Annotated in this window: 12 protein-coding genes; 2 read left to right on the forward strand and 10 right to left on the reverse strand. The window is 64.6% G+C overall.

Features of this window, described 5'->3' with window-relative positions; genetic code table 11:
- Positions 1-47: 47 nt before the first annotated feature.
- Positions 48-1,667, reverse strand: coding sequence for an FMN-binding glutamate synthase family protein (locus GYA94_RS01355; RefSeq protein WP_054904042.1), 1,620 nt, complete (start codon positions 1,665-1,667; stop codon positions 48-50).
- A 160-nt stretch (positions 1,668-1,827) separates the two neighbouring features.
- Entirely contained in the window at positions 1,828-6,102 is a 4,275-nt protein-coding gene (locus GYA94_RS01360) for a DEAD/DEAH box helicase (RefSeq protein WP_161891670.1), read from the reverse strand.
- A gap of 133 nt (positions 6,103-6,235) precedes the next feature.
- On the opposite strand from GYA94_RS01360, the gene GYA94_RS01365 reads away from it, so the two are divergent.
- A complete protein-coding gene (locus GYA94_RS01365) occupies positions 6,236-6,649 on the forward strand; it encodes an NUDIX hydrolase (protein WP_161891671.1) in 414 nt (137 codons plus the stop codon).
- Here GYA94_RS01365 and metR read toward each other — a convergent pair.
- The 7 genes from metR to GYA94_RS01400 all read right to left on the reverse strand — a co-directional run bounded on the left by metR (position 6,633) and on the right by GYA94_RS01400 (position 14,227).
- On the reverse strand, positions 6,633-7,550 hold the full coding sequence (metR, locus tag GYA94_RS01370; protein ID WP_054911927.1) for a transcriptional regulator MetR: 918 nt from the start codon (positions 7,548-7,550) through the stop codon (positions 6,633-6,635). The genes GYA94_RS01365 and metR overlap by 17 nt on opposite strands.
- A gap of 163 nt (positions 7,551-7,713) precedes the next feature.
- Positions 7,714-9,042 (reverse strand): two-component response regulator AauR, encoded by a 1,329-nt coding sequence (gene aauR, locus GYA94_RS01375; protein WP_009684540.1) that lies wholly within the window; start codon positions 9,040-9,042, stop codon positions 7,714-7,716.
- Positions 9,039-10,943, reverse strand: a complete 1,905-nt coding sequence (gene aauS, locus GYA94_RS01380; protein ID WP_161891672.1) for a two-component sensor histidine kinase AauS — start codon at positions 10,941-10,943, stop codon at positions 9,039-9,041. The genes aauR and aauS overlap by 4 nt, the downstream gene beginning before the upstream one ends.
- Positions 10,944-11,016: 73 nt before the next feature.
- Complete coding sequence (locus GYA94_RS01385) at positions 11,017-11,751, reverse strand: amino acid ABC transporter ATP-binding protein (RefSeq protein ID WP_009684542.1); 735 nt, start codon at positions 11,749-11,751, stop codon at positions 11,017-11,019.
- On the reverse strand, positions 11,748-12,419 hold the full coding sequence (locus tag GYA94_RS01390) for an amino acid ABC transporter permease (RefSeq protein WP_009684543.1): 672 nt from the start codon (positions 12,417-12,419) through the stop codon (positions 11,748-11,750). Before GYA94_RS01390 ends, GYA94_RS01385 begins: the two co-directional genes overlap by 4 nt.
- The gene (locus GYA94_RS01395) at positions 12,420-13,166 is read right to left on the reverse strand and encodes an amino acid ABC transporter permease (protein WP_054904046.1); all 747 of its coding nucleotides are present in this window, start codon (positions 13,164-13,166) and stop codon (positions 12,420-12,422) included.
- 143 nt (positions 13,167-13,309) lie between these two features.
- The gene (locus tag GYA94_RS01400; protein WP_054913617.1) at positions 13,310-14,227 is read right to left on the reverse strand and encodes a glutamate/aspartate ABC transporter substrate-binding protein; all 918 of its coding nucleotides are present in this window, start codon (positions 14,225-14,227) and stop codon (positions 13,310-13,312) included.
- A gap of 350 nt (positions 14,228-14,577) precedes the next feature.
- Here GYA94_RS01400 and GYA94_RS01405 point away from each other — a divergent pair, with 350 nt between their 5' ends.
- Positions 14,578-18,873 carry an NEL-type E3 ubiquitin ligase domain-containing protein gene (locus GYA94_RS01405; RefSeq protein ID WP_161891673.1) on the forward strand — a complete coding sequence of 1,432 codons (4,296 nt, stop codon included), beginning with the start codon at positions 14,578-14,580 and terminating at the stop codon, positions 18,871-18,873.
- A 20-nt stretch (positions 18,874-18,893) separates the two neighbouring features.
- Here the strand turns inward: GYA94_RS01405 and glpD are convergent, their stop codons facing one another.
- Positions 18,894-20,432, reverse strand: coding sequence for a glycerol-3-phosphate dehydrogenase (gene glpD / locus GYA94_RS01410; RefSeq protein ID WP_161891674.1), 1,539 nt, complete (start codon positions 20,430-20,432; stop codon positions 18,894-18,896).
- Between the last annotated feature and the right edge of the window lie 103 nt (positions 20,433-20,535).

The following is a 20,535-nucleotide window of genomic DNA, read 5'->3' on the forward strand; positions in this document are numbered from 1 at the left end:
CTCCCACAGGGATCGCAGCAGGGCTGCCAAGCAGCCCCCGGGGCGCGTCAGGCCGCCACCTCACTGTGCGGCTCGAAGCTGTCGGCCCTGGCCAGCTGCCACATGCGCGAGTAGAACTGGCCATCCACCTCGCCGGTGAGCAGCTCGCCCGGCTTGAGGAACACATGCATCTGCGAGAACAGCTTGATCTCGGTGGCCGAGATGCGGCGCACCAAGTGCTTGGCCTCCAGCTGTGCAGGGTGTTCCAGGCCAGCCGCCGCCAGCATTTCTGCCAGCGCGCGCAAGGTGTTGTGGTGGAAGTTCAACACCCGCTGGGCCTTGTCCGGTACTACCAGTGCGCGTTGGCGCAGCGGGTCTTGCGTGGCCACGCCAGTGGGGCATTTGTTGGTGTGGCAGCTTTGCGACTGGATGCAGCCAATGGCGAACATGAAGCCGCGCGCCGAGTTGGCCCAGTCGGCGCCAATGGCCAGTACGCTGGCGATATCGAAGGCGCTGACGATCTTGCCGCTGGCGCCCAGCTTGATCTTGTCGCGCAGGTTCAGCCCGACCAAGGTGTTGTGCACGAACAGCAACCCCTCACGCAGGGGCACGCCAATGTGATCGGTGAATTCCACCGGCGCCGCGCCGGTGCCGCCTTCCTTGCCATCGACGACGATGAAATCCGGCAGGATACCGGTCTCCAGCATGGCCTTGGCGATGCCCATGAACTCCCACGGGTGGCCCAGGCAGAACTTGAAACCCACCGGCTTGCCGCCGGACAGTTCGCGTAGCTGGGCGATGAACTGCATCATCTCGATGGGGGTGGAAAAGGCGCTGTGCCGTGATGGCGAAATGCAGTCTTCGCCCATCAGCACGCCACGGGTCTCGGCAATTTCCTGGGTGACCTTGTGCTTGGGCAGGATGCCGCCATGGCCAGGCTTGGCGCCCTGGCTCATCTTCACTTCGATCATGCGCACCTGCGGGCTACGGGCTTGTGCGGCGAAGCGCTCAGGGTCGAAACGCCCGTCCGCGGTGCGGCAGCCAAAGTAGCCGCTGCCCAGTTCCCATACCAGGTCACCACCGTGTTCACGGTGGTACGGGCTGATGCTGCCTTCGCCAGTGTCATGGTGGAAGTTGCCCAGTTTGGCGCCCTGGTTGAGCGCGCGGATAGCGTTGGCGCTGAGCGAGCCGAAGCTCATGGCCGAGATGTTGAAAATCGAGGCCGAATACGGCTGGCTGCACTGCGGCCCACCAATGATGATGCGGAAGCTGGCCGGGTCGGCCAACGGTGCCGGGCGCATGGAGTGGCCAATGAACTCGAAGCCGGACTGGTACACATCGATCAAGGTGCCGAACGGTTTGTCGGAAGCTTCGTTCTTGGCCCGGGCATACACCAGCGAGCGCTGCGCACGGGAGAACGGCAGTGCGTCGCTGTCGGACTCCAGCAGGTACTGGCGGATCTCCGGGCGGATGGCCTCTACCAGGTAGCGGATGTTGCCCAGGATGGGGTAGTTGCGGCGCACGGCGTGGCGCTGCTGCAGCAGGTCGAACAGCCCGATCAGGCTGAGAACGCCGGCGGTCAGGGTGAAGGGCCACAGCCATTCATGCTGGCTGAAGGGCAGGCTCGCCAAGGTGAACAGGACACAGGCGGCGAAGAAGGCATAGCGGCTGAGAAGTGACAGGCTCATACGGGGTCCTTGCGATGGCGCGGTCAGGCTCAGGGCCTGGGGGCAAACCCCGACCATAGCCAAGTTGCCGGGCGCTGCAAATTAAAATCGGGGTAGCGAAAATCATTCTCGCCACGCCAAGCCTCAGCAGCCCTGGCCCATGCTCGGCAGGGCAGGCTGTTTACGGTGCCCCGCGCAGCAGCTTCTGTCGCCAGCTTTCCTGCTCGTGCACGGGCGCCTCGCTCAGGTACACAGGGCGCCCGGCCACGCGCTTGGCCACTGGCACGCCGTCGCGGTACAGCAGGCGGTTGCCGCTCACCGCCGGCACCTTCACCCCCGGCAGCAACGAGCCGATCAGGTTCAGCGGGTCACTGGCACTGACCACCTGCAGTGCGCCGTCCGCCTCGCGCCGGCGTACCTGGCGCAGTAACCCGACCGCCTCCGGCAAGGCAAATTGTTCACCGGCCAACCCGGCAATGAAGCGCCCCCCGCGGATCTCACCGCGTGCCTCCAGCCGGTGGTAGCAGCGCAGCAGTTCCCGCCACGGTGGCAGTACATCGCTCTCGCGCTCCAGCAGCCGCCAGCACACCACGCCATAGCGCCTTAGCAGGGCGTGGGCGATGTGCTCCAGGCGCTGGCTGTCATCCGCCGTGCCCTGGCGCAGCAATGCCCAGCGCCCGGCATGGGACATGCTGCTGGACAACGGTGCATGGCCGCGCCAGCGGGTGCGTGAAGCGCGTTTCGCCGCCGGGGCGATCAGGCTGCGCAGGCCAGTGAAGCTGTCGGCACCTACCAGGCCGGCACCCACCAGTTCCTGCAACGCTGTTTCCAGTTCGCTGGGTAGCAGGCGGGCATCGTGGGTCAGTTCGTCGAAGAACAACGCGCCCTGAGCCTGCAGCACCTCATGTACCCGCTGCGCCCGTGCGCCAAGGCTCTGTACGGCAGGCGCGGGCGCCAGGCTGCGCCACAGCCCCAGGTGCTCCCGAGGCAGCAACACCAGCGGGGTGCTCGACAAGGTGCTGCCTGAGCGGCTCGCGGCCAGCCGGCTCCAGGCGAATTGCCCGCTGCGGCACGCATCATCGAGCCAGTGGGGGCTGTAGTCGTGGATGCGTGCGGGCAGCAGTTCGGCCTCCCAGGCTGCGGCTGCACTGGGGAAGCCCTGCAACTGCCCAAGCACCTCGGCTACAGCCTGCGGGCCACGCAGCCGCGTGTCAGGTGCCAGGTGCTGCCAGTCGAACAGAAAACGCATGAAGTCCTGCAGGCTGACCGGCTCGATTTCGCGACGCAAGCGCTTGACCGTGTAGCGGTGGATGCGTGCCAGCAAATGGCGTTCGCACCATTGCAGCTCGCTGGCGGCCGGGCTGAAATAGCCGCGCAGCACATAACCTTCGGCTTCCAGGCGGGCCAGGGCCTGTTCGACTGCCTGCGGCGGCATGCCCAACGGCGCGGCGATCTGTACCAGCGTCTGTGGGCCATGGGCGCTCAGGCGGCCACGCAGCAGTTCGCCCAGGGCATTGTCGGGCTCGATGGGCTGGTCGAAGCCAGGCAACTGTTCCAGCGCCGGTTCGAGGGGCGTCGCCGGGTAGATCGCCTGCAGCAGGTTCAGGCGCTCGCGGGCCAGCCACAACTGCTCTCGGGGCAGGCGCAAGGCGCGGCCGGCCTTGGCCAGTTGCCTGAGGAACAGGTTCCAACCAGGGTTGGCGCTGACCTGCGCCTGGCTGATGGCGCCCAGGCTCATCAAGGTTTCGTGCATTTCGTCGCTATTGCGCGGCTGCGGCCAGGCCTCGGCGGCCACGGCAGCGATGGCGTCGGCGTCCAGTGCGCCCAGGTCGTCACTGCTGTGCACCTCGTTCCAGCGCCGGTTGAGCACCGCCTGGGTACGCCGCTCTTCCAGCGGTGCGTCGTCGAGGAACGTATAAGGCCGGGCATTGAGAATGGCCGACGCCAGCGGCGATGGCGCAGGCAGATCGCGGCACAGCAGGCGTACCGCCCCGCTTTCCATACGCCTCAACAGGGCCAGCCAGCCCGTGCAATCCAGGGCCTCGTGCAGGCAGTCGTCGAGGGTCTGCTCGACCAGCGGGTGCTCGGGTATCTGCCGCTCGCCGGCGATATTTTCCAGGCAGGCGATCTGGTCGGGAAACACCGCGGCAACCAGGTCTTCGCTTTTCATGCGCTGGATTTGCGGCGCTACTTTGCGCCCGCCCACGAAGCGCGGCAGGGCCATGGCGACACTGGCGTTCCAGCGCCAGCGCACACCGAACAGTGGCGCTTCGAGCACGGCCTGTATGAGGAGGGCTTCTGCGGTGCCGCTTTTCAGGTAACGCCAGACCTCGTCGAGGTCGAAACTGTGGCTGGTGGACAGCGACAGCACGATGGCGTCCTCGCTGGCGGCCGCCTGCAGTTCGAAATTGAAGGTACGACAGAAGCGTTTGCGCAAGGCCAGGCCCCAGGCGCGATTGATGCGGCTGCCGTAGGGCGAATGGATGATCAGCTGGGTGCCGCCGGAGGCATCGAAGAAACGCTCCATCACCAACGTTTCCTGCGAGGGCAGGGCACCGAGCACGTCGCGGGTACGGGCCAGGTAGTCGAGCAACTGCTCGGCGCAGTCTTCGCCCAGCTCGAACGTACCCTGCAACCATGCCGACACCGCGCGGGTATCGCCGTCGGCCAGCGTCAGCTGCTGGTCAAGCTGTGCCTGCAGCCTGGCCACGGCAGCGGACAGTTCGTCGCTGCGGCCAGGGGCCTCGCCGAGCCAGAACGGAATGGTGGGCGGCAGCCCTTGGGCATCCTCCACCCGAACCCGGCCCGACTCGACGCGCAGAATGCGGTACGAGGCATTGCCCAGCTGGAAGATGTCGCCTGCGATGCTCTCCACCGCGAAGTCTTCATTGACGCTGCCAATGTTCAGCGCCTGCGGCTCCAGCAATACGCTGTAGTCGGCATTGTCCGGAAGGGTGCCGCCACTGGTCAGCGCGGTCAGCTGGCTGCCGCGGCGGCCCCGCAATGTGCCGCTTACCGCATCGCGGTGCAGGTAGGCACTGCGTACGCCCTGGCGGCCGTTGTAGCCCTCGGCAAGCATGCGCAGCAAGGCCTGGTAGTGCTGCTGGTCGAGGTGGGCATAGGGTGTGGCCTGGCGCAGGCAGTCGAACAACGCCTGTTCGTGCCACGGCTGGTTGCAGGCTTCGGCGACGATCTGCTGGGCCAGCACGTCCAGGGGCGCCCGGGGTATGTGCAGCGCCTCCAGTTCCCCCCGGCGTACGCAGTCGAGCAGGGCCACGCACTCGATCAGGTCGTCACGCGATGTCGGGAACAAGCGCCCTTTGGGCACGCCATCGACCTGGTGGCTGGCGCGGCCAACCCGTTGCAGGAAGGCGGCAATCGAACCCGGCGAGGCAACCTGGCAGACCAGGTCGATGTCGCCAATGTCGATGCCCAGCTCCAGTGACGCGGTGGCCACCAGCACCTGCAACTGGCCGTGCTTGAGCCGTTGCTCGGCGCTCAGGCGCAGCTCCTTGGCCAGGCTGCCATGGTGCGCGGCCACGACATCCTTGCCCAGGCGGTCGCTGAGGTGGCGGGTGATGCGCTCAGCCAGGCGCCGGGTGTTGACGAATACCAGGGTGGTGCGATGCTCGCGGGCCAGGGCTGCCAGGCGGTCGTAGACCAGGCCCCAGACATCGGTGGCCATGACCGCCCCCAGCGGTACCGGCGGCAGCTCGATGGCCAGGTCGCGTGGCCGGGCATGGCCAACATCGACAACCGCGCAGGGCCGGCCGCTCCCGACCAGAAACTGCGCCACCCGCGCCACCGGGCGCTGTGTGGCAGACAGGCCAATACGGCGCAAGGGCCGGCCTGCCAGGGCCTGCAAACGTTCCAGGGTCAGTGCCAGATGCGCCCCGCGCTTGTTGCCGGCCAAGGCGTGGATCTCGTCGACGATTACCGTATGCACGTTGCGCAGGCCTTCACGACCAGACGCCGAACCCATCAGTACATACAGGGATTCAGGGGTCGTTACCAGAATGTGCGGTGCCAGCTTGCGCATGGCGGCGCGTTCTTTTTGCGGTGTATCGCCGGTGCGCACGGCGGTAGTGATGCGGGGTGCAGCCAGGCCCTGTTCTGCCAGGGCCTGGCTGATACCCTCGAGCGGGGCTTGCAGGTTGACGCGGATGTCATTGGACAGCGCCTTGAGCGGCGAAACATAGACCACCTGGGTCTGCGCCGGCAGCTGGCCCTGCTGCGCCAGGCCCTGGCAGAACAGTTCATCGAGCACGGCCAGGAACGCGCTCAGGGTCTTGCCCGAGCCGGTGGGTGCGGCCAACAGCATCGACTGGCCGCCATGGACCAAGGGCCAGGCCTGGGCCTGGGCATCGGTAACGGTTGCGAAGTGGCGGCCGAACCAGGTGCGTACGGCGGGGTGGAACAGTTCGAGCACCGGGTGCTGTTGGGCGGGCAGGTTCATGGGTTGGTTATGGAGGGGCACGGGCGCTTTGGCAAGGGGCCGTTCGTCTGGCCGGCACACGCGACAATGGCCTTGTCAGCCCAAGCGAGCCCGTGGGATCCTCCCCGGCCATTGTTGCCAGCGAGTTCAGCCCATGCCCAATACCATTCGCATCGCCGCCGCCCTGTTGCTCGACCCGCAGGGGCGCACCTTGCTGGTGCGCAAGCGTGGCACCGAAGCCTTCATGCAGCCGGGGGGCAAGATCGATGCGGGTGAAACGGCGCTGCAGGCACTGGTGCGCGAACTGCACGAGGAATTGGGCCTGCACATCGACCCGGCCCAGGCCGTGTACCTGGGCCAGTTCAGTGCCACGGCCGCCAATGAGCCCGGCTTCGAGGTGCAAGCCGAGCTGTTTCGAGTCGACAGCGCCGCTGCCGTGGTCCCGGCGGCAGAAATCGAGGAGGTGGTATGGCTGGCTGCAGATCAGGCGCCAGACCAGCCACTGGCGCCCTTGACCCGCGACCTGATCCTGCCGCTGTACCGCCAGTTGCTCAACGCACCGCGCTGACGCCGTCGAGGGTGGCGAAGGAGGTGTCCTTGGCGGTCAGCAGAAAGTCGCGCATGTACGGCGCATCGAGCATGTCGGTGCGTACAGCGGCGTAAAGCGTGGCAAACAGGCCTTTCTCGCCCAGGCGCTTGCCTTTCACATAACCCCGCGCGCTGTACTCATGCAAAGCCCAGTGCGGCATGCCGCAGACGCCCCGGCCGCTGGCGACCAGTTGCATCATCATTACCGTCAGCTCCGAGGTGCGCACAGCGGCCGGCTCGATGTCGGCCGGTTCCAGGAAGCGGGTGAAGATGTCCAGGCGGTCGCGCTCCACCGGGTAGGTGATCAGGGTCTGGTCGAGCAGGTCCTGGGGCACGATATACGGCTTGCTGGCCAGCGCATGCTGGTTGGCGACCGCCAGCATGGCTTCGTAGGTGAACAGCGGCACGTAGGTGATGCCGGCCAGGTCCACCGGGTCGGAGGTCACCACCAGGTCAAGGTCACCACGGGCCAGGGCTGGCAAGGGTGCAAAGGCGAAGCCGGAGGCCAGGTCCAGCTCGACTTCCGGCCAGGCATCGCGGAACTGGTCGATGGTCGGCATCAGCCACTGGAAACAGCTGTGGCATTCGATTGCCATGTGCAGGCGCCCGGCCGTACCGCCGGCCAGGCGTGCGATGTCGCGTTCGGCACCCCGTAGCAACGGCAGGGTGGCATCGGCCAGTTGCAGCAGGCGCAGCCCGGCGCTGGTAAAGCGTATCGGCTTGCTCTTGCGTACGAACAGCGGCAGGCCCAGGCGTTCTTCCAGCTCCTTGAACTGGTGAGACAGCGCCGACTGGGTCAGATGCAGGCGCTCGGCGGCTTCCACAAGGCTGTCGGCCTCGCGCAAGGCATGAAGGGTTTTCAGGTGGCGGATCTCCAGCACTGCTGACTCCGGGGTGTGAATGGGGTGAACGAAGCAATGAGTTGAGTTTCGCTCATGTTGGCAACGCTGTCGACTGGGCGTAGCGCCGCACCGCCTGCGGCTGGCCCCACACCCACTGGGGCCCGAGTACCCGCGCCGCAGGCGCTTCACACCGTTGTTGAGGTCAACCGAGGCCGTATTTTTTGACCTTGTCGAACAGCGTGGTCTTGGCCATGCCCAGCTCCTGGCTGGCCTGGCTGAGGTTGCCGCCGGTGCGTTGCAGCGCATCGCTGAGCAGGTTGCGTTCGAACGCCTCCACTGCCTCGGCAAAGCCCAGGCCTTGGCTGGCCCCCCCGCTGGGCCCTTTCTTGAACGCCGGCAGGCCCAGGGCGTAGCGTTCGGCCACGTTGCGCAGTTCCCGCACATTGCCTGGCCAGTCGTGGGCGAGGAGGCGGGACAGGGTCTGGCTGTCCAGGGTCGGTGTTTCCCGATCGAAGCGCAGGGCCGATTGCTGCAGGAAGTGCTCGAACAATTGCAGGATGTCTTCGCGGCGCTCGCGCAGCGGTGGCAGCTCCAGGGTCACCACGTTCAACCGGTAGTACAGGTCGCTGCGGAACTGACCGCTTTGGCCCAGGCTATCGAGGTCGGCCTTGGTTGCCGCAATCACCCGGCAATCCACGGCAATGCTCTGGTTTGACCCCAACCGTTCCAGGGTGCGCTCCTGCAAGACGCGCAGCAGCTTGATCTGCAGGTTGATCGGCATGCTCTCCACCTCGTCGAGGAATAGCGTGCCGCCATTGGCGTGTTCGATCTTGCCGATACGGCGCTTGCCGGCACCGGTGAAGGCGTTGGCCTCGTGGCCAAAAATCTCGGTCTCGAACAGGTTTTCCGGCAGGCCGCCGCAGTTCAGTGCCACGAAGGGCTGGCCCTGGCGACGGCTGAAGTCATGCAGGCAGCGTGCGACCAGTTCCTTGCCGGTGCCGGTCTCGCCCTCGATGAGCACGTTGGCCGAGGTGTCGGCCACATTGGCAATCAGCTCGCGCAGGTGCTCCATGGCCGGCGAGCGGCCGATGATACGGCCTTCCAGGCTGCTCTGTTCGGCCAGCTGGCGGCGCAAGGCAACCACTTCGCGCGACAGCCCCCGTTGCTCCAGGGCGCGGCGCACCACGTCGACCAGGCGTTCCGGGGAGAACGGCTTTTCCATGAAGTCGTAGGCACCATTGCGCATGGCACCAACGGCCATGTCGATGTCACCGTGGCCGGTGATCAGTACCACCGGCAGGCTGCGGTCGCGGGCCTTCAGGCGGTTGAGCAGCTCCAGGCCGTCGATGCCGGGCAGGCGGATATCGCTGACGACGATACCAGCGAAATCGTCGCCGATGCGCTCCAGCGCCTGCTCGGCACTGCCCACACCTTCGCAGGCGATGTCCTCCAGGGCCAGTGCCTGCTGGCAGCCGAGCAGCACATGCGGGTCGTCTTCGACGATCAGGACGGTAAGAGGCGCTTGGTTCATGGGTGCTCTGCCGATTCGTTAGGGGGCGAAACCAGGGGCAGGGCCAGGACGAAGGCGCTCCCGCCGGTGACGGGGTGCTCGACGTTGAGGCTGCCCTTGGCCGCAGCCGCAAGGCTCGCCGACAGGGTCAGGCCCAGGCCCAGGCCGTGTTCGCCCGGTTTGGTGGTGAAGAAAGGTTCAAACAGGTGCTTGCGCGCCTCGGCGTCGATGCCGTGGCCATTGTCACGCACCTGCAAACGGTATTTGTCGCCCTGCACTTCGCCCTCCAGCCACAGTTCGGGCTGTGGCTGCGCAGCCATGGCATCGAGGGCGTTGCCGATCAGGTTGACCAGGATTTGCTCCAGTCGGGTCTGGTCGATGGCCAGTTGCTGGTCCTCGTAGTGGTTGTGCAGCTGCAAGTGGCAGGCGCTGATGCGGTTGCCCAGTACTTGCAAGGCGGCTTCAATCGCCTTGGCCAGGGAAGCCTGGCCACTGTCGTCGCTGCGCCGGGCGAACGAGCGCAGGCTGGCAGTGATGCGGCCCATGCGGTCAATCAGGTCGTTCATGGTGCGCAGGTTGGTGCTGGCGGTTTCCAGCGCCCCGCGTTCGAGGAAGCGCACCGTGTTGCCAGACAGCGTACGCAAGGCAGCCAGCGGCTGGTTCAGCTCGTGGGCGATGCTGGTGGACATCTGCCCGATGGCTGCCAGCTTGCCGGCCTGCACCAGCTCGTCCTGGGCGTGGCGCAGCGTTTGTTCGGCGTGCCGGCGCTCGCGAATCTGGCCTTTCAGGCGTTCGTTGCTGGCACGCAGGTCGGCGGTGCGTTCGGTAATCCGTCGCTCCAGCTGGCTGTTGGCTTCCTCCAGCGCCTCGCGTGCGGCCAGGCGGGTGGCGATGACTTTGCGCCGCTCGTTCCAGGCGATGCCGAGGATGGCCAGCAGGGCGAAGGCGACCCCCACCAGAATGCCCTGGACCATGGATTCGCGGCGCAGGTCCTGCAGCGGGGTGAGCAGGGTGAAATGCCAGGGCGTGTCGACCAGCCGGCGGGTCTGGGCCAGGTAGGCCACTTCGTGGGGCTCGCCGTGGGCAGTCTCGCTGTTGGCGGGGAAGGTCAGTTTTTCCACGCCATCGGCCAGGGTCTCGCGGGCCAGGGGCTGCAACTCGTTCAACGGCCACCAGTAATACTGCAGGCTGCGCGCCAGCCGTTCCTTGGTTTGCGCGGTCAGCGGGCGTACCGACTTCAGGCGCCTGGCAGGGTCGCTGGAAAGGATGATGATGCCGTTCTCGTCGCTGACGAATGCCTCCAGGCGCGCCCGCTGCCAACGCTCTTCCAGGGTATCCAGGCGTACCTTGATCACTGCCACGCCAATGATCTTGCCGTGTTCCTCCAGCCCGTGGGCCAAGTAGTAGCCAGCCTCGCCCGTGGTACTGCCGATGCCGTAGAAGCGCCCAGGTTCGCCGCGTACGGCAGTCTGGAAATAGGCGCGGAACGACAGGTCTTCGCCCAGGAACGAATCGGCATCGCGCCAGTTGCTGGTGGCCTGGACCCGGCCATTGGTATCGAGCACGAAAATTGCCCGGCTGCGGCTGCGCCGGTTCAGGCCTTCGAGGTATTCGTTGACCGCCTGGCGCGAACCGCCATCCGGGTCGGTGAGCAGGTGCGAGACGCTGTCTTCCAGCTCCAGCAGGCTCGGCAGGTAGGTGTATTTGCTGATCTCGCTTTCGACCGTGCGCGCGTGCAGCTCCAGCTGGCGTTCACCGTTTTCGCTGAGGGTGCGGATACCGTTGCTCTCGCTGATCAGGTAGCCAGCCATACCCAGGCCGACCATCAGCAAAATGATCAGTGGTGGCAGCAGCAATTGGCGGAGCAGGCGGGATTTCACGGCAGGCTTGGCAGGGAGAAGAAGCGAAGGATCGCATTTCATCACAGTGGCCTTGTCACGACCAGCGCCTGCTGCCCGATTGGGCAGCGGCGCCGACCGGTTCAATGAAGCAAAATCAGTGTTGCAGGATCTTGCTGAGGAAGTGCTGGGTGCGTTCGTGGCGGGCAGTCGGGTCGCCGAAGAACGCCTCCTTCTGGCAGTCTTCGATGATGTGGCCCTTGTCCATGAAGATCACGCGGTTGGCCACTTTGCGGGCGAAGCCCATTTCGTGGGTCACGCACATCATGGTCATGCCCTCGTGGGCAAGCTCCACCATCACGTCCAGTACTTCGTTGACCATCTCCGGGTCCAGCGCCGAAGTCGGCTCGTCGAACAGCATGACGATCGGGTCCATCGACAGTGCACGGGCAATCGCCACGCGCTGTTGCTGGCCACCCGACAGCTGGCCCGGGTGCTTCTTGGCATGGGCGCCAAGGCCGACGCGGTCGAGCAGGGCCAGGCCTTTCTTGGTGGCCTCCGCCTCACTGCGGCCCAGTACCTTGCGCTGGGCGATGGTCAGGTTTTCGGTGATGCTCAGATGGGGGAACAGTTCGAAGTGCTGGAACACCATGCCCACCCGCGAACGCAGCTTCGGCAGGTTGGTCTTGGGGTCGGCGATCGAGGTGCCATCAACCACGATATCGCCTTTCTGGAACGGCTCCAGGGCATTGACGCACTTGATGAGGGTGGACTTGCCCGAACCCGATGGGCCGCACACCACCACCACTTCACCTTTCTTGACCTCGGTGCTGCAGTCGGTCAGTACCTGGAAGTCCCCGTACCACTTGTTGACGTTCTTGATGGAAATCATACGGTGATCCTTTTTTGCAGGCGCTTGACCAGCCACGAAGCGGAGAAGCTGATGAGGAAGTACACGACCCCGGCGAAGATCAGGAACTCATGGGAGCGCCCGATGATGTCGCCGTTGGAGCGTGCCGAGTTGAGGAAGTCCACCAGGCCCACGGTGTAGACCAGCGAGGTATCCTGGAACAGGATGATGCTCTGTTGCAGCAACAGCGGGGTCATCTTGCGAAACGCCTGCGGCAGGATGATCAGGCGCATGGTCTGGCTGTAGGTCATGCCCAGGGCCTGGGCGGCGCCCATCTGGCCCTTGGAGATCGATTGCACGCCGGCGCGGACGATTTCACAGAAGTAGGCGGCTTCGAACATCATGAACGCCACCACGCACGAGGTGAAGGCACCCACCGGGGTGTCCTCGCCGGTGATCCAGCGCAGAACGAACGGTACCGCCAGGTAGAACCAGGTGATCACCAGCAGCAGCGGGATCGAGCGGAAATAGTTGACGTATGCCCCGGCCAGCCGCGACAGCAGCTTGCTCGATGACAGCCGCATGAGCGCCAGGATGGTGCCCAGCACGATACCGCCCACCACACCCATGACCATCAGTTGCAAGGTCATGAGCATGCCTTCCCACAGGGCGGGCAGGGCCGGGATGATTTCGCTGAAATCCATGTCCATTTACTTGCCCCCCACGGAAATCAGGCCAGGCACGGCGACTTTCTTCTCGACCATGCGCATCAGCAGCATCAGCCCCATGTTCAGGGTGAAGTAGATCAGCGTGGCCAGGGTGAACGCCTCGAACAGGTTGGCGGAAAATTCGGCGGTCTGTTTGGTTTGCGCCAGCAGCTCCATCAGGCCGATCAGCGAGGCCACCGAGGAGTTCTTGAACACGTTGAGAAATTCGGAGGTGAGCGGCGGAATGATGATCCGGTAGGCCTGGGGCAGCAGCACGTTGGTGTAGATCTGCGGCAGGCTGAAACCCATGGCGCGGGCCGCGGATTCCTGGCCGCGCGGCAGCGCCTGGATGCCGGTGCGCACTTGCTCGCAGACACGGGCGGCAGTGAACAGGCCCAGGCAGATGACCACACTGATCAGCGCCGAGGTGGTCGGGTTGAGGTCTTGCTTGAACCATTCCTGCAGGCCTTCGGGCAGCAGGTCTGGCACCAGGAAGTACCAGATGAACAGCTGCACCAGCAGCGGCACATTGCGGAACAGCTCCACGTAGATGGTGGCGATGCCCGATACCAGGCGGTTCGGCACGGTGCGCATGACGCCGAGCACCGAGCCCAGCAGCAAGGCGATGATCCAGGCGGAGATGGCGATGGCGATGGTCCAGCCCAGGCCGGTGATGTACCAGTCGAGATAAGTCTCGCTGCCCACGCCGGTGGACTTGAAGAACACGCTCCAGTCCCAGTTGTAATTCATCGGGATTTCCCCTCAGACGGTTGTTTCACGGGCACCTTGGTACATCCGGGGGCGCTGGGCGCCCTCGGATGAAAGGTTAGACACTAATGAGTGGCCTGCAGGGTTTGATTCGTGCTGTCGAGCACCAGGCCGTTATCTGAGGATCAGGACTGCTTCTCGTCCGCGGCCTTGTCGGTAGGCTCGGCGATCAGTTTTTTCAGCTCATCGCTCATCGGGAACTGCAGGTTCAGGCCTTTTGGCGGGATCGGTTGCTGGAACCACTTGTCGTAGCTCTTGTTGACTTCGCCCGACTTGAAATAGGCAACGATGGCATCGTCGACCGCTTTCTTGAACGCCTCGTCACCCTTGCGCACCATGCAGCCGTAGATTTCATACGACTGCGGGGTACCGGTGATGACCCAGTCTGCCGGCTTGCGCGCCTTGGCCATTTCACCGGCGAGCAGGGCGTCGTCCATCATGAAGGCTACGGCGCGGCCGCTTTCGAGCATGTTGAAGGCTTCACCGTGGTCCTTGGCGGAAATCACGTTCATCTTCATCTGCTTGTCGGCGTTCATCGCCTTGAGAATGCGCTCGGAGGTGGTGCCGGCGGTGGTCACCACGTTCTTGCCAGCCAGGTCCGGGAAGTCCTTGTATGCAGGTTGACCGTCCTTGACCTTGGTCAGCAGGCGGGTACCGACTTCGAAGATGCCGACCGAGAAGCCGACTTGCTGCTGGCGCTCGACGTTGTTGGTGGTGGAGCCGCATTCCAGGTCGACGGTGCCGTTTTGCACCAGCGGGATACGGGTCTGCGAGGTGACCAGGTTGTAGCGGACCTTGATGTCCGTGCCCAGTTGTTTTTTCAGGGCATCGACGACAGCCAGCTGAATGTCATGCGAGTAGCCCACGGGCTCGGGTTTGCCGGCCAGGTAGGAAAATGGAATGGAAGAGTCGCGGTGGCCCAGGGTGATGGTGCCCGAGTCCTTGATCTTCTTGAGGGTGCCGGTCAGTTCTTCGGCCATGGCTGGCGAAGCAATGATCGCAGCGGCAATGGTGGCGCCCAACAGATGACGAACGATACGCATCAAATTTTCCTCGACGTGTTTGTTTTTTTTATGGAGCCGTTGGCGGACTCTTTCGTTCAACGAATACAGCGAAGCGCTGTGCATTCGATTGAAGAGTGTAGAGCATGAGTCGTGCCAAACGGGTTTGACGAGCAAAAAACCTGATCGTCCGGGCGCTCGGGGCCCTGGCGGAGTGCGTCTACCTCGGGCTTTCGTTCGGTTTTCCGAACTATCCTGGTTGCTACGGTCGGAAAACCGATTGTTTGCTCAGGCGGGCTCGCTGCACGAACCCAGGTTGGGGCTATGGGTGTACCTCAGCCTCTGGCTGGAGGGCTGGTTGACTCGGCGCCCTTGTCGCTGGAGCTGAACCGATGACCGAGCCATTGTTTCCCGCTGAATCGATCGATACCCTGATTGCCCGGCGCCTGCCTGCATGGCTGGTGGCCCATGGCAATATCGACTGGCTGCTTGCCTTGCGCCGCGCGCTGCACGCCCAGGAAGAAGCGACCCATTCGCTGTACCGAATCCTGCAAGCCATTCCGGCATTGGATGAGTTCGCAGCTACCCGTTTGAACCAGGTATTGAACCGTGCCGACCTGACGATCACGGACTTGCGCCGTAGCCATGTGGGTATCGAGCGCACCGTTACATTGCCGCCGATGGCGCCGGGGTGGCCCATTCGCCGGCACATGCAACGATCTTCCACGCCGTTGCTGGCGGCGGTACTGCACAATTTCCATATCGTCGACACGCGCCCGTCGCCCAGCCGCCGGGGCTGGCTACTGGACGCAAAGGGCGAGCACGTGCCGGTGGGTTACGAGGTATTCGCCGGGCGCTGCCGCGAGGCCGATGTGGGCGGGCGCTACCAGGCCATCTTGCGCCAGTGCCTGGCGCCGGACGATGCCCCAGGTGCTGCACCTGGCTCGGCCAAGGCCGCTGTACACCGGTGTTTCGAGGAAAACGCCCGCGCCGACCTGGAAGTGGCAGTGCGCTGCGCATTGCTCAAAGGTGACTTGGACGAGAACAGCTACCGCTTGCTGTTGCCCTGTATTACCGCCTTACCCACGGTGCCGGCGGTGCCGGGTGAGGTCGCACCACGCCAGTTGTACCTGCTGGGCAAATGTGTGCGAGGCGTGGTGACACTGGAGCTGCGGCCGGCGGTGGGTGCGGACCTGCAGGGTGTATGCGTCTGGGTACCGAATGACCCGCAGTCTCCGGTTCGCGTCTATCGGTCCTGGGAAGACGTGTTCCGGGCATTGGCCCGGCGCCTGACGACGGCACCCTACCGCCGGTTCTTCAGCCGCTTCATCAGCGAGCGCGACCGGGTTGGCTTTCAGCAACTGCTCGAGGAGCGGATAGAGGCAAGTGCGGCGCACCAGGTGCCTGAGCTCGATGGCAGGCACCTGGCCATCGACACATCGCTGTTCAGCCATCTGCGTGGGTTGCAGATAGACAAACTGCTCGATGATGCCCACGTGCTGGCCGTACCTACCGCAGACCTCGATGAACAGGAGCGCGATGCTCGGCTGCACGCCTATCGGGAACTGGGCCTGAACCTCTTGAACCTGGCAGGCATGTTCGTTCCGGTGCTGGGCGAGGGCTTGTTGGCCTACACGGCGGTGGAGTTGGCCGGGGAAGTGTACGAAGGCTACCAGGACTGGCGTATCGGCGACCGGCAGGGTGCCATGGATCATGTGTTCGGTGTTGCGCAAACCGTGATTGCGGGTGCGCTGATCGCCACCGGGGCTTCCGTGGTGCGGCACTACCTGCAGCGCGTGCCGTTCGTGGACGCGCTGCAGCCGATGCGTGACCAGGCCGGAAAGGCTGGTTTGGTTGCAGCGAACTTGCCGGGGTATTCGATTGACTGGAGCCCTGGAGATGACCTGCATGAGTGGGTATGGCACCTGGACGGGGCCATGTACCGGGTGAGCGAGGATCCGGTGCATGGCAGCACGCGAATTCGCCACGCATCGCGTGGCGAAGCCTGGCAGCCCAGGCTCGAAAGTAACGGTGGCGATGGTTGGCGCCATGAGCTGGAGCGGCCAGGGGACTGGCAGGGGGCCGGCCAGTTGGTCAGGCGGCTGAGTTCAAGGCTTGCCGGCGTACCCGATGCCGCTGCGGATTACCTGTTGCAGGCCACGGGGTTGAGTGAAGCCCGGCTGCGGCGCCTGCATCTGGAACAGGTGGATGCCCCGGCACGGCTGTATGATGCGCTGGATGTCTACCGGGCCCATGAGCGCTTCCCCGACCTGGCCGGCCCGGCCTTGGAGCAGCAGCTTGCCGATAGCGTGGCGGAGCACGGCAGCAGCCTGTTGGCCAGGGCGTTCCCCGGTTTGTCGAGGCGTCAGCTGGTTGAGTTGATGGCGCAGTGCAGCGGCGTCGAGCGGGAGCAATTGCTGGAACGGCAACGCATGCCGTTGGCGCTGGCCGAGCGGGCACGCTGGCAACTGCGTGAACGCCGGCTGGACCGCGCGTGTGCCGGCTTGTACCTGCCGCGTGCAGTCAACGCCGACAGCGAGCGGATCGCTTTCGGGGTCTTGGGTGAACGGCTTGCCTGGCCGCCGACGCTAAGGCTGGAGCTTCGTGAGCGCACTGCGCGGGGGGCGCTGCTGGCCAGTGCCGGCAGTGAGGGCGCCGAGCAGGTGCAATACATCTTCAGGCGCGGCGACGGTTACCGCAGTTCACGATCGGCGCGTTCCCACAGCTTGCAGTGGGCATTGCTGACGAGTCTGGATGAGGCGCAGTTGGCAGAGCTGGGCAATGGTGGCCTGGGTGAAGAAGCCTTCGGCCAGTGGTTGTTGCGCAGTGCCGCAAGTGACCGGGAACAGGCCGCCACATGGTGCGGCATGCAGCCTGTGCACAGCGCCTTCCGCCCACCCCGGCGTTTCGGCGATGGGCGCCTGGGTTACCCCCTCAGCGGGCGCGGAAGCGGCGAACGGCAAGCAATCCGGCGGGGCATTCAGCAGATTTTTCCCACCCTGAGCGACGATGAGATACAGGCCTACCTGCTGAACGTCAACGATGGAGATGCAGGGTTGTGGGAGCACTACACGCAACTGCAAGAGCACCTGGCACAGCTGCGCACTTGCTTGCGCCAGTGGCGCCAGGCCGCCAGCAACCCGCTGCAGGGCGTGAGGCGACGTCGGTTGGAGACCGCCCTGCGCCGCTGCTGGAGGCGCAAGGTGGTCAATGTATCGGGCGATTACGTACTGGACCTGGATGGCGAGCACTTCGGCAGCTTGCCACAGCTTCCGCAGGGCATCCGTTTCGATCATGTCAAACGTTTGTACCTTCGGGACAGCGGCCTTACTGCAATCGACGAAGACTTCCTGCTGCGCTTTGGCAACCTGGTGGAACTGGACCTGTCGCGCAATCGGCTGACCGCGATTCCGGCAGGGCTGGAAAGCCTGGAGCAGCTCAGGACGTTGACGCTGTCGCGTAACCATATCGTGCTGGACAGTGGCGGTGAGGGCCGCCTGGTGCAGGTGCGCAACCTGCAGCTTCTGGACTTGAGCCACAACCCGCTGGGGCGTGCGCCGGTGTTGACCACACTGCGCTACCTGCGCGAAGTGCGGCTGAGGTCCACCGGCCTTGAGCACATGCCCGAGGCGGTGTCCTGGCGAGCCAGGGTCGATCTGCGTGACAACCGTATCCGTCAGTTGCGCCAGGACCTGGCACGGCTGCGCCTGCAACTGGAAGATCAGGCACTGCACGATAACCCGCTCGACGAGGCCGACGAAGCCCTGCTTGAGCAGGCCAGGGCAACGCAACCCGGTGCTGGCCGCATGCGTCAGCACCGGCCTGTTGACGACGCCTTGTTCGAGCGCTTGGCCGGTACGGCCGAGGCACAACAACGGATGCGCTGGCGCGCCATCTACGACGCGTTAGGCGCAGAGCGTGGCGCCGCCGACCTGTTTCGGTTTCTGGCGGACTTCGCGGGGGCGGAAGATTTCGACCTGGCGCCGGCGCGTTACCGCGCGCGTATCTGGCGCATTCTGGAGTTCTGCGAGCAACATGAGGCTGTGCGTGTGCGCCTGTTCGCTGAAGCCGGTGGCCCGAGGACGTGTGAAGACCGGCTGCTGTTGACGTTGGAGCAGCTTGAGCTGGGTGTAATGGTGGAGCGCGCGGTAGGCGGTGAGCCGGCGGGGCTGGAGGGGCGTTTATGGCGTCTGGGGCGTTCGCTTTGGCGCCTGGACGAAGTCGACCGGCTTGCCGTGCGCCACATCGAGCGCCTGCGTGCGCAGCGTACGGTCGGCGTGGATGAGGTCGAGACCCGGCTGTACTACCGGCTCAAGTTGAGTGCCACCCTTGACCTGCCCATCGAGCACGATGAGATGCACTACCCAGGGTTTGCCCATGTCACCAGCAGCGACCTGCTGCGTGCTCGCGACCAGATTCTGGCAAACGAGACACCTGAGCAAGTGATTGGCTCCCTGGCGCAGCGGCCGTTCTGGGAGGTCCATGCCCGCGAGCGCCACCCGGCGCGCTTCGAGCACGTACTGCAACCGCTCAATGATCGGATGGAAAGCCTCGAGGAGCAGGTAAGCCAGGGGCAGATCGACGACTGGACCTTCGCCCTGCGTTGCAAGGCCCTCAAGTACGAATACGAGCAGGCCGAGCGACGCTTGCTGCTAACCCTGGCGCAGGAGCTGCACAGCAGGCTTTGAGCCTGCGCAGCAGCGCCGCATCACGCGGCGTTGCCCTGGGCAAGCCCGACTCGGGTTTGTTGCAGGTAGTTTTCCAGGGCCAGGCGTTCTGCTGCATGGGTGAACAGGCCCAATTTGGTGCGGCGCCACAGGATGTCGTCGGCGGTCGTCGCCCACTCAGCCTCGCAAAGGTAGTCGACTTCGCGAGCGAATAGCCCACCGCCAATGGCCTGGCCGAGGTCATCCGGGCCATTCACGCCATCGAGCAGTTGCCAGACACGGTTGCCATAGGTATTCGCCCAGCGTTTGGCGATATCCACCGGCAGCCAGCCATGGCGGGCCAACAGTTGCTCCAGCAGCGCTTGTGCGGTGGTCATGTGTTCGCCACCCGGCAGGGGCGCGGTGGCCGTCCAGCTGCCGCGCATCTGGCTGAAGAAGGGCTTCAGCTCGGCCATCGCCGATTCCGCCAGCTTGCGGTAGGTGGTCAGTTTGCCGCCGAATACTGACAGCAGCGGGGCCTGACCGACCTCTGCCGACAGCGCCAGCGTGTAGTCGCGGGTGACGGCCGACGGGTTGTCCGACTCGTCGTTGCACAGCGGACGTACCCCGGAATAGGTATTCAGGATGTCGGCCTGGCTTAGCTGATGGTTGAAATGAGCATTGACCACGTTGAGCAGGTACTGGGTTTCCTGGTCGGTAATGGCGACATTCGCCGGGTCGCCGCTGTACTCCCGGTCGGTGGTGCCGATCAGGGTGAAGCGCTCCAGGTAAGGTATGCAGAAGACAATGCGCTGGTCTTCGTTCTGCAGGATATAGGCGTGTTCGCCTTCATACAGGCGCGGCACGATCAGGTGGCTGCCCTGGATCAGGCGAATGCCATAGGGCGCATCGAGCTTGAGGTCGTCCTTGATGAAACTGGCCACCCAAGGGCCGGCAGCATTGACCAGGGCGCGTGCCCGAATGCGCTGTTGCTTGCCGTCGGCATGCAGCAGGTCTACCTGCCACAGGCCATCTACACGCTCGGCGCGCAGGCAGCGGGTGCGGGTCAGAATGTGAGCGCCGTGTTCGCGGGCGGCCATGGCATTGAGCACCACCAGGCGGGCATCGTCGACTGCACAGTCGGCGTACTCGAAACCGCGGGTGATCTGCGGTTTGAGCGGGTAGCCCGGGCCAAAGCGCAGGCTGCGCGAGGCGCCCAGGCGCTTGCGCTTGCCCAGGTGGTCATACAGGAACAGGCCAGCGCGAATCATCCAGGCCGGGCGCAGGTGCGGGCGGTGTGGCAGCACGAAACGCATGGGCTTGACGATGTGTGGCGCCTTGGCCAGCAGCACTTCACGTTCAGCCAGCGCTTCGCGTACCAGGCGAAACTCGTAGTGCTCTAGGTAGCGCAGGCCGCCGTGGATCAGTTTGCTGCTGGCCGATGAGGTGTGCTGGGCCAGGTCGTCCCTTTCGCACAGGAACACCTTGAGGCCCCGGCCAGCGGCATCGGCGGCAATGCCGACACCATTGATGCCACCGCCGATTACGGCAATGTCGTAGCAGTCGGCGAGTGCTGGCTGGGACGAAACGGGCTGGGACACGGGCAAGGCCTCCTGAAACTGTTCATATCGAATATGAACATTAATGTTCGTTTCCGAAAATACTAGCGCAACAGGAGGGCGCTTGCCAGTCAGTTTTCATAGA

This window comes from Pseudomonas juntendi, from assembly GCF_009932375.1.
GTDB classification, from domain to species: Bacteria; Pseudomonadota; Gammaproteobacteria; order Pseudomonadales; family Pseudomonadaceae; genus Aquipseudomonas; species Aquipseudomonas juntendi.

What these genes read in the sequence shown, in the direction of transcription:
- GYA94_RS01355 (WP_054904042.1), bottom strand. Translation starts at nt 1,667, where the DNA reads ATGAGCCTGTCACTTCTCAGCCGCTATGCCTTCTTCGCCGCCTGTGTC.
- GYA94_RS01360 (WP_161891670.1), bottom strand. Translation starts at nt 6,102, where the DNA reads ATGAACCTGCCCGCCCAACAGCACCCGGTGCTCGAACTGTTCCACCCC.
- GYA94_RS01365 (WP_161891671.1), top strand. Translation starts at nt 6,236, where the DNA reads ATGCCCAATACCATTCGCATCGCCGCCGCCCTGTTGCTCGACCCGCAG.
- aauR (WP_009684540.1), bottom strand. Translation starts at nt 9,042, where the DNA reads ATGAACCAAGCGCCTCTTACCGTCCTGATCGTCGAAGACGACCCGCAT.
- aauS (WP_161891672.1), bottom strand. Translation starts at nt 10,943, where the DNA reads ATGAAATGCGATCCTTCGCTTCTTCTCCCTGCCAAGCCTGCCGTGAAA.
- GYA94_RS01385 (WP_009684542.1), bottom strand. Translation starts at nt 11,751, where the DNA reads ATGATTTCCATCAAGAACGTCAACAAGTGGTACGGGGACTTCCAGGTA.
- GYA94_RS01390 (WP_009684543.1), bottom strand. Translation starts at nt 12,419, where the DNA reads ATGGACATGGATTTCAGCGAAATCATCCCGGCCCTGCCCGCCCTGTGG.
- GYA94_RS01395 (WP_054904046.1), bottom strand. Translation starts at nt 13,166, where the DNA reads ATGAATTACAACTGGGACTGGAGCGTGTTCTTCAAGTCCACCGGCGTG.
- GYA94_RS01400 (WP_054913617.1), bottom strand. Translation starts at nt 14,227, where the DNA reads ATGCGTATCGTTCGTCATCTGTTGGGCGCCACCATTGCCGCTGCGATC.
- GYA94_RS01405 (WP_161891673.1), top strand. Translation starts at nt 14,578, where the DNA reads ATGACCGAGCCATTGTTTCCCGCTGAATCGATCGATACCCTGATTGCC.